The sequence below is a fragment of the Rhizobium ruizarguesonis genome, assembly GCF_012349115.1.
Taxonomy (GTDB): Bacteria; Pseudomonadota; Alphaproteobacteria; order Rhizobiales; family Rhizobiaceae; genus Rhizobium; species Rhizobium ruizarguesonis.
In genome coordinates this window covers 74,190-90,598 of sequence record NZ_PQIG01000066.1, presented here as the reverse complement: position 1 = coordinate 90,598, position 16,409 = coordinate 74,190, and the positions used below count along the sequence as shown (strand labels likewise).

General features: G+C 61.9%; 13 protein-coding genes. 9 read left to right on the top strand and 4 right to left on the bottom strand.

What is annotated here, in order from left to right; genetic code table 11:
- The first annotated feature begins 11 nt into the window (after nucleotides 1-11).
- The 8 genes from C3Y91_RS09090 to C3Y91_RS09055 all read left to right on the top strand — a co-directional run bounded on the left by C3Y91_RS09090 (nucleotide 12) and on the right by C3Y91_RS09055 (nucleotide 12,050).
- Entirely contained in the window at nucleotides 12-1,937 is a 1,926-nt protein-coding gene (locus C3Y91_RS09090) for an ABC transporter substrate-binding protein (RefSeq protein WP_018073673.1), read from the top strand.
- Between the two features lie 86 nt (nucleotides 1,938-2,023).
- A complete protein-coding gene (locus C3Y91_RS09085; RefSeq protein ID WP_024319348.1) occupies nucleotides 2,024-4,132 on the top strand; it encodes a family 10 glycosylhydrolase in 2,109 nt (702 codons plus the stop codon).
- A 104-nt stretch (nucleotides 4,133-4,236) separates the two neighbouring features.
- Nucleotides 4,237-5,223: an ABC transporter permease gene (locus tag C3Y91_RS09080; RefSeq protein WP_018073671.1), complete on the top strand. Its 987-nt coding sequence runs from the start codon at nucleotides 4,237-4,239 to the stop codon at nucleotides 5,221-5,223.
- Nucleotides 5,224-5,233: 10 nt separating this feature from the next.
- Nucleotides 5,234-6,424, top strand: coding sequence for an ABC transporter permease (locus tag C3Y91_RS09075; protein WP_024319347.1), 1,191 nt, complete (start codon nucleotides 5,234-5,236; stop codon nucleotides 6,422-6,424).
- A gap of 10 nt (nucleotides 6,425-6,434) precedes the next feature.
- Nucleotides 6,435-8,162: an ABC transporter ATP-binding protein gene (locus tag C3Y91_RS09070; protein ID WP_024319346.1), complete on the top strand. Its 1,728-nt coding sequence runs from the start codon at nucleotides 6,435-6,437 to the stop codon at nucleotides 8,160-8,162.
- 10 nt (nucleotides 8,163-8,172) lie between these two features.
- Nucleotides 8,173-8,967, top strand: coding sequence for a 2-oxo-tetronate isomerase (gene otnI, locus C3Y91_RS09065; protein ID WP_130662114.1), 795 nt, complete (start codon nucleotides 8,173-8,175; stop codon nucleotides 8,965-8,967).
- A complete protein-coding gene (locus C3Y91_RS09060; protein ID WP_130673028.1) occupies nucleotides 8,964-9,839 on the top strand; it encodes a 2-hydroxy-3-oxopropionate reductase in 876 nt (291 codons plus the stop codon). Before otnI ends, C3Y91_RS09060 begins: the two co-directional genes overlap by 4 nt.
- 108 nt (nucleotides 9,840-9,947) lie before the next feature.
- Nucleotides 9,948-12,050 carry a beta-galactosidase gene (locus tag C3Y91_RS09055; protein WP_168575263.1) on the top strand — a complete coding sequence of 701 codons (2,103 nt, stop codon included), beginning with the start codon at nucleotides 9,948-9,950 and terminating at the stop codon, nucleotides 12,048-12,050.
- 4 nt (nucleotides 12,051-12,054) lie between these two features.
- Here the strand turns inward: C3Y91_RS09055 and C3Y91_RS09050 are convergent, their stop codons facing one another.
- The gene (locus C3Y91_RS09050) at nucleotides 12,055-12,597 is read right to left on the bottom strand and encodes a carboxymuconolactone decarboxylase family protein (RefSeq protein WP_018073665.1); all 543 of its coding nucleotides are present in this window, start codon (nucleotides 12,595-12,597) and stop codon (nucleotides 12,055-12,057) included.
- A gap of 114 nt (nucleotides 12,598-12,711) precedes the next feature.
- Here C3Y91_RS09050 and C3Y91_RS09045 point away from each other — a divergent pair, with 114 nt between their 5' ends.
- The gene (locus tag C3Y91_RS09045; RefSeq protein ID WP_018073664.1) at nucleotides 12,712-13,185 is read left to right on the top strand and encodes a cupin domain-containing protein; all 474 of its coding nucleotides are present in this window, start codon (nucleotides 12,712-12,714) and stop codon (nucleotides 13,183-13,185) included.
- A gap of 86 nt (nucleotides 13,186-13,271) precedes the next feature.
- Here C3Y91_RS09045 and C3Y91_RS09040 read toward each other — a convergent pair whose 3' ends face one another.
- From C3Y91_RS09040 to C3Y91_RS09030, 3 genes are read right to left on the bottom strand one after another with little or no spacing between them, the layout of a single operon-like run.
- A complete protein-coding gene (locus C3Y91_RS09040) occupies nucleotides 13,272-14,381 on the bottom strand; it encodes a sn-glycerol-3-phosphate import ATP-binding protein UgpC (protein ID WP_018073663.1) in 1,110 nt (369 codons plus the stop codon).
- A 12-nt stretch (nucleotides 14,382-14,393) separates the two neighbouring features.
- Nucleotides 14,394-15,308 carry an ABC transporter permease subunit gene (locus C3Y91_RS09035; RefSeq protein WP_018073662.1) on the bottom strand — a complete coding sequence of 305 codons (915 nt, stop codon included), beginning with the start codon at nucleotides 15,306-15,308 and terminating at the stop codon, nucleotides 14,394-14,396.
- Nucleotides 15,309-15,318: 10 nt separating this feature from the next.
- Nucleotides 15,319-16,203, bottom strand: coding sequence for a carbohydrate ABC transporter permease (locus C3Y91_RS09030; protein ID WP_017965892.1), 885 nt, complete (start codon nucleotides 16,201-16,203; stop codon nucleotides 15,319-15,321).
- Nucleotides 16,204-16,409 lie beyond the last annotated feature (206 nt).

The following is a 16,409-nucleotide window of genomic DNA, read 5'->3' as shown; positions in this document are numbered from 1 at the left end:
GGATAACCCCTATGATCAAGCTGAAACGACGTGCGTTTCTGGCCGGGACATCGGCCGTATTCATCTTGCCGGCGCTGCCGGTTTTCGCCACAGAGTTCAAGGAAGCCGATATCCTGAAAACGAAGGTGTCGAGCGGCGCCCTGCCGGCCCTGAAGGACCGGCTTCCCGAAAATCCGCTCGTCGTCAAACCGGTCGAAAGCGTCGGCAAATACGGTGGCGATTGGAACATGGCGCTGGTCGGCGGTGGCTCGCTGTCGATGCTGTTCCGCTACCAGGCCTATGAGCCGCTGCTGCGCTATACGCCCGACTGGTCCGGCGTGACGCTGAACGTTGCCGAGTCCTTCGAGGGTGACGCCGATTCCAGAGTCTATACGATCCGCCTGCGCAAGGGCATGAAGTGGTCGGACGGTCATCCCTACACCACCGCCGACATCAAGTTCTGGTACGACACCGTCTTTACCGACAAGCGCGTCGCCTTCGTCGGCCAGGATCATTGGAAGTCCGGCGGCAAGCCGGCCAAGCTGGAGATCGTCGACGAGCAGACCTTCAAGGTCACCTTCGACAAGCCGAACGGTCTTTTCCCGCTGCAGGTCGCCTGGGCCAACAACGACCAGACGACGCGCACGCCGAAACATTATCTCGAGCAGTTCCACATCGACTTCAATCCGAAGGCCGATGAACTCGCCAAGCAACGCGGCTTCGAAAGCTGGATCGCCTCTTTCCAGGCGGCCGCCGGTTTCCAGGACGACAACGCCTTCTTCTTGAACTCCTCGAAGAAGCCCTGCGTGCATGCCTGGATGTTCACGATAGCGCCCGGCGAAAACACCGAACGCGCCGTTGCCGAGCGCAATCCCTACTATTGGAAGGTCGACACCGAGGGCAACCAGCTGCCCTATATGGACCGCATCGTCTACCAGATGGTCGCCGACCCGCAGGTTCTGCTGCTGAAGGCCATGCAGGGTGAAGTCGACCTGATGGACCAGTATATCGCCACACCCAACAACAAGTCGGTTCTCTACGATGCGCGCGAGCAGGGCGGCTATGATTTCTACACGCTGACTTCGACCGAGGCCAATGTGATGAATTTCATCTTCAACCTGAACCACAATGACGAGACCAAGCGGACGCTCTTCCGGAACAAGGATTTCCGTGCGGCACTCTCGACCGCACTCGACCGGCAGTCGCTGATCGATGCCGTCCTCGTTGGCCAGGGGGCGGCTGCCCAGCCGTCGATCAAGAAGGAAGATCCGCTTTACAACGAGCAGCTCGCCACGCAGTTCACGGCCTATGACGTCGACAAGGCGAATGCCATGCTCGACCAGATCGTGCCGAAGCGCGACGACCAGAACTTCCGCCTCGACGAAAAGGGCCGCCGCCTGACGATCATCTTCGAGATCGACCAGGCGCGCGCCGTCTTCCTCGATCTCTTCCAGCTTGTCATTCCGATGTTCCAGGCGGTCGGCATCGATGCGCAGATGCGCTCGATGGACCGTTCGCTCTGGGAGACGCGCGTCCGCCAGGGCCGCGATTTCGACGCGACCGCCCACCAGTTCGGCGCAAATGGCGGCGTCGCCGCCATGCTCGACCCACGCTACTACGTGCCGACCGATGCCAACGCCATGTATGCCCCGGCCTGGCAACTCTGGTATCGCGACCGCGCCAATGCCAATGCCGAGGAACCGCCGGAAAGCACGAAGAGCCAGCTTGCGCTCTACGACAAGCTGAAGGCGACTTCCGACTCATCAGGCCAGCGCGAGGTCATGAAGCAGATCCTGCAAGGCGCCGCCGACAACTTCTATGTCTTCGGCATCTCGCTGCCGCCTGATGGATACGGCATCGTCAAGAACAACATGAAGAACATCACGAAGATCATGCCGAACTCCTTCGGCTGGCCGACGCCCGCTCCGACCATGCCGGAGCAGTTCTACAAGGCCTAATGGCCTTCAACCTCATGAGCCATACCAGGCGCCCGACGAGCCGGTCGGCGCCGGGGGCCTTCTTTGCCAATGATTGGATGAAGACGATGCTCGACGCCAGAAAACAGAACACCCACACGCTGAGGACGCCGGATTGGTTCAAGACCGCGACCCGCTGGACCCAGCTGACCTTCGTGGAAGACGACCCGGAGAAATACGACCCGGCCTTCTGGATCAATGTCTTCAAACGCACGAAATCGAACGCGGTCTGCCTCAGCGCCGGCGGCTATATCGCCTATTATCCGAGCGACGTGCCCTACCACTATGTGAGCAAATATCTCGGCGACAAGGACATCTTCGGCGCGCTCGTCGACGCCGCCCGCAAGCTCGACATGCATGTCATGGCCCGCGTCGACCCGCATGCGATCCATGACGATGCCGCCAAAGCCCATCCGGAATGGGTGATGATCAATGCCGACGGCACGCCGCGCCGCCACTGGGCCTATCCCGATGTCTGGGTCACCAATGCCTATGGCGACTACAACAGCCTCTTCATGCCTGAGGTGGTCAAGGAGATCGTCCGCAAATACGATATCGATGCGGTCTTCGCCAATCGCTGGCAGGGCCACGGCGTCGATTATAGCGAAGACAGCGCCCGCCGCTTCAAGGATATGTCCGGCCACGCCCTGCCGGTAAAACCCGATGCCGAGGATCCGGCCTGGCAGGCTTGGGTGCAATGGCGCCGCCGCGTGCTCACCGACATGATCGCGCAATGGGACGATGCCGTCAAAGCGATCCGCCCGCATGCGAGCTTCATTCCGAACATGGGCGGCGCGTCGCTGATGGAATTCGACCTCTCGGTCATCGCCAGGCACTGCCCCTTCCTCGTCGTCGACCATCAGGGCCGCAAGGGGCTCGAGCTCGGCTGGTCGGCCGGCCGCAACGGCAAGCGCATTCGCGCCACCTTCCCCGACCGCCCGGTCGTGCTGATCACCTCGATCGGCCCGGAGGAGGAATATCGCTGGAAGGATGCCGTCACCTCGGGTGAGGAGATGCAGCTCTGGATCAATGACGGCACTGCCCACGGTCTCTATGCCTGGTTCACCAAGTTCAACGGTGTCGTGCCCGACAAACGCTGGGTCGAGCCGGTGGCCGACGCCTTCGGCCTGCAGGCAGCCGTCGAGCCCGTGCTGGAAAGCATGAAGCCGACCGCTGAAATCGCCGTCATCGATCCCTCGACAACGCTGCGCCACTGGGCGCCGGAAGAGCGGCATTCCGCCGAGAAGCACGATCTCGGTCTCTATCACGCCCTCGTCGAAGCCCGGCTGCCCTTCGAGCTGCTCTCGGACCAGGTGCTGACCGAGGAAAACCTCGACCGCTTCAAGCTGATCATTCTCGCCAACGCCTCCTGCCTTTCGGATGCGCAGAACGCGGCGATCCGCGCCTATGTCGATCGCGGCGGCAGCGTGATTGCCTCTTATGAGACCTCGCTGCGTGATGAATTCGGCAAGAGGCGTGCCGACTTCGGCCTGGCCGACGTGCTCGGCGCCAAATACGTCTCCGGCCCGCGCGGCATCGTCAAGAACACCTATGTCGCCCTTTCCGGCGATCACCCGATCAATCGGGATTTCGACGACGCCGAACGCATCATGGGCGGCACCCGCCTGATCCACGCCGAACCGTCGGCCGATGCCAAGACTCCCTTCCTTTATATCCCCGACTTTCCCGATCTGCCGATGGAAGAGGTCTATCCGCGTGAAGAGCCGAAAGGCGCTGCCGTCATCGCCCGCGAGACTGGCAAGGGTGGCCGCACGGTTTACATCCCCTGGAACATCGGCGAGATCTTCTGGGAGGTCTTTGCGGTCGATCATGCGCGGCTCATCGCCAACGCCGTCCATTGGGCACTCGGCAAGACGCCGCGTGTCACCGTCAAGGGCAAGGGCGTCATCGATCTGGCGCTGCGCGAAAACGGTGAGGGCCTGGCGCTCAGCCTCTTCAACCTCACCAATCCGATGATGATGAAAGGTCCGATCCGCGACAATTACCCTCTGGCAGCGCAGACCGTTTCGGTGGAGATTCCGGAGGGCCGATCGGTGGCGAAGGCGTGGCTCGTCGTTGCCGACCGCGCCGCAAGCTTCAGCTTCGGGAATGGCCGCGCCCAGGTGGAGGTACCTGGTATCGATCGGCTGGAGGTCCTGCACATCACCTGGAAATGAGGTGACACGCGACGGAGGAGCGCTTTCGGCCTGGAGGGCCGAAGGCGGGTGAAGATCCGGGGGAATCGCCTCACAGCGTTCCCGACGGGAGGAGAAACGTTTCGATGCTTGGCTATATCTTCAAGCGCGTGCTCTACATGATCCCGACCTTGTTTGGCATGTCGCTGATCTCGTTCCTGATCATCCAGCTGCCGCCGGGTGACTATCTGACGTCGATGATCGCCACCATGAGCGACAGCGGCCAGACCGTCGATCCGGCGCAGATCGAGCGGCTGAAGGAAATCTACGGCTTCGACGACCCCTTCTATGTCCAATATCTGAAATGGATCTGGGGCATCGTCAGCCGCGGCGACTTCGGCTACTCCTTCGAGTGGGGCCAGCCCGTCTCCGGGCTGATCTGGGCGCGCATGGGCTCGACGCTGGTAATCTCGCTCTTGAGCCTGCTCTTCGTCTGGGTCGTGGCTTTGCCGATCGGCATCTATTCCGCTGTCCGCCGCCACTCCATCGGCGACCACGTCTTCACCTTTCTCGGCTTCATCGGCCTTGCGGTGCCGAACTTCATCCTGGCGCTGACGCTGATGTACATCGCCTATAAATATCTCGGCCAGAGCGTCGGCGGGCTGATCTCGCCTGAGTATGCCGAGGCGCCTTGGAGCCTCGCCAAGGTCGGCGATTTCCTCGCCCATCTCTGGATCCCGATCATTATCATCGGCGCATCCGGAACGGCAGCGATGATCCGCATCCTGCGCGCCAACCTGACCGACGAACTGCACAAACCATATGTCGTCACCGCCCGCGCCAAGGGACTGCCGGAATACAAGGTCATCTTGAAATATCCGGTCAGAATCGCGCTCAATCCCTTCGTCTCGGCGATCGGCTGGGTTCTGCCGCACCTCGTCTCTGGCGTGACGATCACCGCCATTGTGCTGAACCTGCCGACCGCCGGCCCGCTGCTTTTCCGCGCGCTGATTTCGCAGGATATGTATCTCGCCGGCAGTTTCATCCTGCTTCTGAGCGCGCTCACCCTCGTCGGCATGCTGCTGTCGGATCTGCTGCTGGCGCTGCTCGATCCGCGCATCCGGTTCAATTGAGGGGGACGCGATGAGCACGCACGAAACCTTCGGAAACCACGCGGGTCCGCTTCACACTGTTGCCGATGGCCCGTCGATCAGCCCGCTGAAACAGGGCAAGACCGTCTCGACCGCCGCGATCGGCCCTTGGCGGCTGGTCGCCGGCAAACTGATCCGCCAGAAGGTGGCGATGGTGGCCGGCGCCATCATCCTCTTCCTCTATCTGGTCGGCCTCTTCGCCGAATTCCTGGCGCCGGCTTTGCCGATGACCTCTCGGCCGCAATATACCTATGCCCCGCCGCAAGGCTTCAGCTTCTTCGTGGAAAAGCCGGACGGCAGTTCGGAGTTCAATTTCCATGTGAAGGGCTACAAGGTCGAGATCGACAAGGTGGCGCTGCGCCGCACCTTCGTCGTCGACGACACCAAGGTCGTCCCGATCGGCTTCTTCGTCAAAGGCGCGGCCTATGACCTCTGGGGCCTGATCCCGATGAACCGGCATCTGATCGGCCCGCTCAACCAGAACGACCCGATGTATCTGCTCGGCGCCGATCGGCTCGGCCGCGACGTCTTCTCGCGCCTCGTCTACGGCACCCGCGTATCCATGTCGATCGGCCTCGTCGGCGTCGCCATGTCGCTGATCCTGGGCGTCGTGCTCGGCTCCATCTCCGGCTTTTACGGCGGCTGGGTGGATACGCTGATCCAGCGTGTCATCGAGGTCGTCAGCGCCATGCCGACCATTCCGCTGTGGCTTGGCCTGGCGGCGGCGATCCCGCTGACATGGTCGCCGGTCAATGTCTACTTCGTCATAACGATCATCGTCTCGCTGCTTGGCTGGACCAGCCTGGCGCGAGAGGTGCGCGGCCGGTTCCTGGCTCTGCGCAGCGAGGATTTCGTCGTTGCCGCCCGGCTCGACGGATCGAGCGAGGCGCGGCTGATCTTCCGTCATATCCTGCCGTCGCTGACGAGCCATATCCTTGCGGTCGTGACGCTGGCCGTGCCGACCATGATCGTCGCCGAGACCTCGCTTTCCTTCCTCGGCATCGGCCTCAAGCCGCCGGTCGTCAGTTGGGGCGTACTGCTGCAAGATGCGCAGAACATCCGCACCGTCGCGACCGCGCCGTGGCTGCTGATCTGGCCGTCGCTCGCAGTCGTCATCGCCGTCCTGTCCTTTAATTTCTTCGGCGACGGCCTGCGCGATGCCGCCGACCCCTATGACAATTGAGGAGGAAACCATGACCGATCTTTCAGAAGACGTCGTTCTCTCCGTCGAAAACCTCTCGATCGATTTCAGGCTGCGCACCCACATCCTGCACGCCGTCGAAAATGTCAGCTTCGAGCTGAAGCGCGGTGAGACACTCTGCCTCGTCGGCGAAAGCGGCTCCGGTAAGAGCGTCACCGCCCGCTCGCTCCTGCAGATCGTCGACAGCCCCGGCAGCATCGTTTCCGGCCGCATCCTGCTCAGCAACGGCGACGGGGTCACCGGGAGTAACGGCATCACCGATATCGCCGCGCTGAAACCGTCCGACCGGGCGATGCGCGCCATCCGCGGCCGTCGTATCGGCCTGATCTTCCAGGAGCCGATGAGCTCGCTGTCACCGGTCCATACCATTGGCTCGCAGATCATCGAGGCCGTGCGCCTGCACAGCAATCTCGATCAGCGTGCCGCCCGCGAAAGGACCATCGAACTGCTGCGCCAGGTCGAAATTCCGAATCCGGACAAGATGGCCGACCGCTACACCTTCGAGTTCTCCGGCGGCATGCGCCAGCGCGCCATGATCGCCATGGCGCTTGCCGGCAATCCCGACATTCTCATCGCCGACGAACCGACGACGGCGCTCGACGTCACCACCCAGGCCGAAATCCTTGACCTGATCAAGCGATTGCAGGTCGAACGCGGCATGGCCATGCTGCTCATCACCCATGACATGGGGATCGTCGCCGAAGTGGCAGATGACGTCGCCGTCATGCGCTTCGGCCGCATCGTCGAACGCGGCCCAGTGGATGCGATCTACCATGCCGCCGAGCATCCCTATACCCGGCAGTTGCTGGCCTCGACGATCAAGCTCACCCACCATGTCGAAGGCCGGCTGCCCGCCGTGGCGCTCTCGCCGGAGGCGCCGCAGCCGATCCTGTCCGTCCGCAATCTCGGCAAGATCTACGGCTGGCACGGCAAATCAAACACGCTGCGCGCCGTCGACGACGCCAGCTTCGATCTTTATCCCGGCGAAAACCTCGGTATCGTCGGCGAAAGCGGCTCCGGCAAGACGACGCTCGGCCGGCTCATCCTGCGCACCGTCGAGCCGACATCGGGCAGCATCAGCTATCGCGGCAAGGACGGTAGCGAGATCGACGTCACGAAACTCACCAAGCGCGAACTCCGCACCTTCCACCGCGAGGTCCGCCTGGTCTTCCAGGACCCTTTCGCCTCGCTCAATCCGCGCATGACCGTCAAGGAAGTGATCGGCGATCCGCTTGTTGTCAACGGGCTGGCCAAGGGCAAGGCGCTGGAGGACCGCGTCGCTGAACTGATGCGTCTGGTCGGCCTCGACCCGATAGCTATGGAGCGTTATCCCCATGCCTTCTCCGGCGGGCAGCGCCAGCGCATCGGCATCGCCCGCGCCCTTGCGCTCGATCCGCGCATCATCATCGCCGATGAGGCGACGTCGGCACTCGATGTCTCGATCCGCAGCCAGATCCTCGACCTGCTGCTCGATATCCGTCAGCGGCTGAACCTGAGCTTCATCTTCATTTCGCACGATATTTCGGTCGTGCGTTATTTCTGCGATCGCGTCGCCGTCATGCATCGCGGCAAAATCGTCGAACTTGGCGAGGCCGAACAGATCTGCACCGCTCCCGAAGAGGCCTATACGAAGAGCCTCATCTCCGCCGTGCCCAATCCCGACCCTCGCGACAAGCGCATGCTGCACCGGCATCGTTTCGTCGCGCCTGCCAATATTTAAGGACGATCCCGTGCCGAAATTTTCCGCCAACCTTTCCTTCCTCTACCAGGACCTGCCCTTTCTCGACCGTTTCACGGCAGCCGCAAAGGACGGCTTCGGCGCCCTCGAATATCTCGGCCCCTATGCCGAACCCAAGGAGAAGGTCGCCGAGGCGCTGAAGGCGAGCGGCCTGAAACAGGCGCTCTTCAACGTGCCATCAGGCGACTGGGCCGGCGGCGAGCGCGGCATCGCCTGCCTGCCGGAGCGAGTAGAGGAGTTCCGCAACGGGATCGCGCAGGCGCTCGATTATGCCGCAGCGCTCGATTGCCGGCAGGTGAATGTCATCTCCGGGCTGGTGCCGAAGGGTGCGGACCTTCAAACGCTGGAAACGGTGCTGGTCGATAATCTGAAATATGCAGCAAAGCGTTGTGCCGACGTCGGCGTCAGGCTGCTGGTCGAGCCGATCAACCTGCGCGATATTCCCGGCTTCTTCCTGTCGACCACCGCTGATGCCGAACGCATTCTCGACCGGGTCGGCTCGGACAATCTCTACATCCAGTATGATTTCTACCACATGCAGATCATGCAGGGTGACCTGATCCCCACCTTCACAAGGCTGAAGGAGAAGATCGCCCATGTGCAGATCGCCGACAATCCCGGCCGCAACGAACCCGGCACCGGCGAGATCAACTACCACTTCATCCTCTCCGAGCTCGACCGCCTCGGTTACAACGGCTGGGTGGGCTGCGAGTACAAGCCGAAATCCGGCACCAGCGAAGGCCTCGGCTGGATGAAACCCTATCTGAAGTCAGCGAGGACAGCATGAACATCGGATTTATCGGACTGGGCGTCATGGGCCGCCCGATGGCGGAACACCTGATCGACGCCGGCCACACGCTGCACCTGAGCCGGGTGAAGGAGGCTTCGCAACATCTTGTCGACAAGGGCGGCAAAGCCGCCGCCAGCGCCAGGGCGGTGGCGCGCGCCTCCGACATCGTCATCCTGATGCTGCCGGATACATCAGATGTCGAGGCGGTGCTGTTCGGCGAAGACGGCGTCGCCTCCGGCCTCTCCCAGGGCAAGCTGGTTATCGACATGAGCTCGATCTCGCCGGTCGCCACCAAGACTTTCGCCAAACGCATCGAGGCGCTCGGCTGCGACTATCTCGATGCCCCGGTTTCCGGCGGTGAGCTCGGCGCCAAGGCCGCATCGCTGACGATCATGGTTGGCGGCAAGGAGCAGGTATTCGAGCGCGCCAAGCCGCTTTTCGAAAATTTGGGCAAGAGCATCACCCATGTCGGCGGTAGCGGCGACGGCCAGACGGCCAAGGTCGCCAACCAGATCATCGTCGGTCTGACGATCGAGGCGGTTGCCGAAGCGCTGCTGTTTGCCAAGCGTGCCGGCGCCGATCCGGCCAAGGTGCGCTCTGCACTGATGGGCGGCTTTGCCGCTTCGCGCATTCTCGAAGTGCATGGCGAGCGCATGGTCAAGCAGACCTTCGAGCCCGGCTTCCGCATCCGCCTGCACCGCAAGGACATGACGCTTGCCGTCGATGCCGCCCGCGCACTCGATCTGTCGCTGCCGAACACGGCCGCCACGCAACAGCTGATGAATGCGGCGATCGCCAATGGCGACGGCGAACGCGACCATTCCGCCCTCATCCGCACCCTGGAACTCCTCGCCGGAGGACCGCGCTAGATCAACGCTTTTTAGAATAACCGGACGACATCTTCGATTGCCGACTGCCGGAGCCTTCTTTCCGGACGGCGAAGCCATGTCCGGGCATCGATAGAAAAGGATAGGAAAATGCTCAACAAAGATATCCAGTTGCCCTACGGCGCCGTCTATTTCCGCAAGTCGAATCCGCCCCGCGAGGATTGGGAACGCGACTACGCCACCGCTGGGCAGGACGGCCTCAACATCTTCCGCCACTGGTTTATGTGGAGCGCGATCGAAACTGCTCCCGGCGTCTATGAATGGGAGGAATATGATCGTCAGATGGACCTTGCCGCCGCAAACGGCATCAAGACCATTATCGCCGAGCTGATCCATGCCGTGCCCGACTGGGCGGTGCGCAAATACGCTTATGCGTTGCAGGTCAATGCCGACGGCACGAAACTCGGTTCCTATATGGGCGTCTCGTCGGCGACCGGCGGCTTCTCCAACAATGGTGGCGGCGCCGGCGCCTTGACGCTGAACTGCCCCGAAGTGAAGGAAGCCGCCGGCAAGTTCCTGACCGCGCTCGCCACCCGCTATAAGGATCATCCGGCGATCTATGGCTACGACGTCTGGAACGAGTGCAACTATTCCGCCGATGTCGATTACAGCCCCTATGCCAAATCAGCCTTTCGCAAATGGCTGGAAAAGAAATACGGCAGCCTGAAGGTCCTGGCGAAAGCCTGGTACCGCTACAGTTATGCCGAATGGGACGATATCGAGCCGCCGGTGCACATGGCGCCCTATCCCGAATGCATCGACTGGCTGCAGTTCAAGCGCGACAATTTCTACGACCAGATGCAGTGGCGCATCGACACGATCCGCGCCGTCGACAGCAAGAATGTGATCGCCGCCCACGGCATATCGGGCGCAATTCCCAACATGGCGGCCAACGGCTGCGACGACTGGCTCGCCGCCTCCAAGGTCGAGGTCTACGGCTTCACCTGGATCCAGGCCCGCAAGGGGTCGGAAGCCTGGAGGAACTGGTACGGCGTCGACATCAACCGCGCCGCCGCCCGCGGCAAGCCGTTCTGGCATGCCGAACGCCAGGGCGGCCCGCTCTGGCTGCAGCCGCAGGTGATCGGCCGCGACAAGGAGGATGGCCGCGTCGTCGAGCCCGAGGATATCCGCCTCTGGAGCATGACCTCACTTGCCGGCGGCGCCCGCGGCGTGATCAATCTGCGCTGGCGCCCGCTGCTCGACGGTCCGCTCTTCGGCGCTTTCGGCTCCTACGGCATGGACGGCTCGCGCACGCCGCGCTCCGATATGGCAAGCGCCATGGCGAAATGGGCAAATGACAAGGCGCAAGGCCCCCTCTGGGAAGCAAAGCCCGTGCGCGGCGAGGTCGGCATCCTCGTCGTTCGCGAAACGCAGGAATTTGACCACCTCCTGAACCACGACCGCAAGGAAAAGCCCTATCCCGAAGCCATGTGGGGGGCCTATCGCGCCTTTCTCGAAAATGGCGTGCAGCCGGACTGGGTGCATATCGACGATATCGCAGCCTATGATTTCCTCTATTTCCCCTATCCGATCATGTTCACATCGGAGCAGGCAAGGAGCCTGAAAGCCTGGGTCGAAAACGGCGGCACGCTGATTGCCGAGGCATGCCCCGGCTATTTCGGCGATCGCGGCCATGTCGGCACCGTGCAGCCGAACATGGGCCTCGACGAGGTCTTCGGCGCGCGCGAGGAGGACGTCGAATTCATGCCCGATATCGGCGACCGCATCCATTTCGATCTCGACGGCGCGGCGGTCGACGGTGGCGGCTTCCTGCAGTCTTATCGGCTGACCGGCGGAACGGGACGCGGCCACTTCACCGACGGCCGTCTTGCCGTCGTCGAAAATGCCTATGGCAAGGGCCGCACGCTGCTGATCGGCACCAATCCTTCCGTGGCCTATTACCGCACGCAGGGGAAGGCGAACGGCGCTTTCTTCGCCGAGCTATTGAGATGGAGCGGGAAGAAGCGCCACGTGACGCTGTCGAATGCTGCACTCTTCGCCCGTATCCACGAGGGAGAAAAGGGCAGCTTCCTCTGGCTCGTCAATCCGACAAGGGCGGCGCAGAAGACCGAGGTGACGCTCGCCCGGGGAACGCTTGCGCAAAGCCAGGCAGTCTGGCCGATGGACCATATCGGCAATAGTGGCATCGAGGTGCCGCCGCGCGATGTGCTGATCCTGCCGCTTGATAGCTGAAACTTCAGGATGCGGATGAACTGGCGCCTTCGGCAAAGGCTTCAAGCTCGGGATCGAAATCGACCTCGACGACATTGTTGAAGACGGCGGTCGCCAGCATGATGCCGGCGAAGGCGACGAGATCGACGAGCACCTTGGTCTCGTAGCGCTCTTTCAGCTCTGCCCAGAGTTTGGCGGGAACGGCGTTGGAATCCGCGACGATCGCCCTGCCGAAGGTGTCGAGCAGCGCTTCCTCGTCTGAAAACTTCAGCGCATCGGGATTGAAACCCTTGTTGATCAGCGCCCGGCGAAAGAAGGTGATGGCGATCTTCGATTTCGCCGCCTTCGAGATCGCATGCGAGAAGATCCAGATCGCCCGGTCGCTGACAGCAGGATCAAGCTCGGCCCGCAGCGTGAACCATTCGGCATAGATGCGATGGGCGGCTGGCGAATGCAGCAGTGTGCGCTTCATGTTGGTCATCCGCCCGCGCAGCCTGACTTCCTCGTCATGCGCCGCACAAACCTCTTCCGAAGCGGTATCGTAATCGATCTGCGGGAGGTGGCTCATCGGGTCCGTCCTTTCCTTGTGCACAGAAGCTATGTGCGGCAGCACAGCCGCAAATCCACTTGGCCACCGCCCAGCTCGAGCCTAGACTGATAAAATCGAAGCTGGAGGCAAGGCATGAGCGACGATCACGAGCATCATCATGTCGACTGGCGGGAACATGGCGTCAAGGTCATTCCCGGCAATTCGCTCGATCCGAACACCACGCAGACGCCGGGCATGAACCGCGCGACCGCGATCAACAATGCGCGCGCCGGGGCCGAGAAGATCTGGGCCGGCACGGTCACGATCCATGCCAATGCCAAGACTGGCGCCCATCACCACGGCGATCTCGAAAGCATCATCTACGTGGTCAAGGGCAAGGCCCGCATGCGCTGGGGCGAGCATCTGGAATATACCGCCGAGGCCGGCCCCGGCGACTTCATCTACGTTCCGCCCTATGTGCCGCATCAAGAGATCAACGCCAGCCGCGACGAGACGCTGGAGTGCGTTCTCGTCCGCTCAGGCCAGGAACCGGTCGTCGTCAACCTCGACATCGAGCCGGTCGAAAAGCCGGAAGACGTTGCGTGGATCGACCCGATCCACCGATAGAGCAATTCACGATCGAGCAAGCGGCTGACATCCTCAGCCGCCGAACGCTCTGCCAAGATCCTCGCAAAGGATCATCGCAGACCGCTTTAGGCGTGAACAGCACCGACACCGCTCATGGCGGGGTTCTCGATGACCCGGCCGGTATCGGCGGCATAGAGGTGGATCTGGTCGTAATCGATCGCGATGCCGATCGGATCGCCCGACTTCACCTTCACGGCCTCAGTCAGCGCCACGGCAAAGGGCAGCCCATCGAAATCGGCGTGGACGACGCGGCTTGCGCCGAGCTCTTCGATGAAATCGGCCGTTGCGGTGAGGGCGCCGGGAGCATCCGGGGCGACCAGCCGGGCGGCCTCGGCGCGCATGCCGAGCACGACGCGTTTGCCTTTCAGCGGTGCGGCGCGCTCGCGCGGCAGCGCGACTTTGCGGCTTTGATCGTAGACGAAGACGCCCTCGTCATTGATTGTGCCCTCGAGCAGGTTCATCGCCGGCGTGCCGACGAAGCCTGCAACGAAACGCGAGACCGGATGATGATAAACCTCTTCCGGCGTGCCGACCTGCTCCACCCTGCCGCCATTCATCACCACCAGCCGGTCGGCCAGCGTCATCGCCTCGGTCTGGTCATGCGTGACGAAGATTGACGTGGCGCCGAGGCGGCGGTGCAGGCGGCGGATTTCGGCGCGCATGGCGATGCGCAGCTTGGCGTCGAGGTTCGACAGCGGCTCGTCGAAGAGAAACACCTTCGGCTCGCGGATCATCGCGCGGCCCATGGCGACGCGCTGGCGCTGACCGCCGGAAAGAGCGGCGGGCCGACGGTCGAGGAAGGGTTCGAGGCTGAGCGCCTTGGCGACCTCGCCGATGCGCCGCTGACGCTCCGCCTTCGAGACGCCGGCCACCTTCAATGCGTAGCCGATATTCTCGGCAACACTCATATGCGGATAAAGCGCATAGTTCTGGAACACCATGGCACAGCCGCGCTCGCGCGGCTCCAGCTGGTTGACGACGCGGCCGTCAATGGCGATTTCACCGCCGGTGATTTCCTCGAGGCCGGCGATCATACGCAGCAGCGTGGACTTGCCGCACCCGGACGGGCCGAGGATGACGATGAACTCGCCCGACTGGATGTCGAGATCGACGCCGTGAACGACGGGGGTCTTGCCGTAGTTTTTCTTCACGCCACGAATGGAGATCGGTGCCAAGGGAGTACTCCTTCACTTCTCGGTGGAGATAAGGCCGCGTACGAACCAGCGCTGCATCAGAATGACGAGGATCAATGGCGGCGACATGATGATCAGGGTTCCGGCCATGGCGACGTTCCAGTCGGGCAGGCCGAATTCGGACGGGATGAGGGTCTTGAGCTGCGTCACGGCGATGCCGAAATTCGGATCGGTGGTGATCAGCAGCGGCCAGAGATACTGGTTCCAGGCCCAGACGAACATGATGGTGAAGAGCGCGATCATATTTGGGCGCGAGAGCGGCAGCAGAATGTCCCAGAAGAACCGGACCGGGCCCGATCCGTCCATCTTCGAAGCCTCGGCAAGCTCGTCCGGAACCGTCAGGTAGAACTGCCGGTAGAGGAAGGTGCCGGTCGCGGTTGCGACCAGCGGCAGAACGAGACCGGGATAGGAATTCAGCAGACCCCATTCGAGCTTGATCTGGACGCCGGTGATCTGCGCAATGAGCCAGCTTATGCCGGTAACGTCGAGGATCGTCTGGAAAGGCTGCAGCGCATTGGCCGCAATCGAATAGGTCGGCACGATACGGACTTCCAGCGGCAGCATCAGCGTGATGAAGATGATCCAGAAAATCACATACCGGCCACGGAAGCGGAAGTAGACGATCGAGAAGGCTGCCATGGAAGACAGCATGACCTTGCCGGCGCCGACGGTTGCGGCGAAGATGATGCTGTGGAACAGCTTGTTGCCGAGATCGGCGCGAACCCAGGCGGTCTGCGCGTTTTCCCAGAAATGCGAGCCTGGAACCAGCGGCAGCGGCACGCGATTGACCGTCTCCAGATCGAGTGTCGACGCGATGATGACGATGGCGAAAGGCAGAAGCGCGATCACCATGCCGAGCGCGAGAAGCGTATAGCAGATGAAGTTGAATATCGGCGTGCGTTCGATCATGTTCGCGACCTCACTTGTAATGCACGCGCCGCTCGATGAAGCGGAACTGGAAGATGGTGAGAAGAACAACGAGCACCATCAGGATGATGGACTGCGCTGCGGCGCCCGAATAATCGAGACCTCTGAAGCCGTCGAAATAGATCTTGTAGACCATGAGTTCGGTGGCGCGCGCCGGGCCGCCCTGCGTCATGACGTCGACGATACCGAAGGAATCCTGGAAGCTCTCGGTGATATTGATGACGAGCAGGAAGAACAGCGTCGGCGTCAGCAGGGGCAGCTGGATATCCCAGATCCGGCGCATCGGCCCCGAACCATCCATCGCGGCGGCCTCGATCAGCGAGCGTGGAATGCCTTGCAGCGCCGAGAGGAAGAAGATGAAGTTGTAGCCGATATATTTCCAGGAGAAGGCGACGATGACGGCGATCATCGCATCCTTGCCGTCGAGTGCGGGGTTCCAGAGGCCGGGCCAGACGTGGTTGATGACCGACAGAAGGCCGGCCTCCGGCGCCAGGATGAAGCGGAAGGCGAGGCCGAGAGCGGGAGCCGCAATTGCGTAAGGCCAGATGAAGACTGACCGGTAGACTTTGTGGCCGCGCAGTTCACGATCCGTCAAAAGCGCCAGGATAAGCGCCAGCCCCATGGCAATGGCCGTCGAGCTGAAGCCAAAGATCATGCTGCGGGTGATCGAGTCCCAATAGATCGGATCGGTGAGCAGCTGTTTAAAATTGTCGAAACCGACCCAGGCATTACCGCCGCCCCATGGCTGCTCGAGCGTAAACGCCCAATAGAGCGCCTGCGCACTCGGCCAATAGAAGAAGACGAAGATCAGCAACAGCATCGGAAATGCGAAGAGCAGCCCGATCGTCGTTGAGGAGAAAGTGACGCGCTTTTCCATGAGTGGTCGTTTTCGTCCTGGTTTGGTTTAAAACATGTCGCGCAAAAATGTGCAGCGGTTTTGCGGTAACGACATGCGTCAAAATAGAGATCTAAAGCGCGAGGAGCGAATCTGAAAGATTGCGACGCGCTTTAGGCGCGGGCGGCAAGTTCGCATCCGCGGCTGGCTAAATAACTTACAAGGACGCACCCGGCGCGCGAAACGCG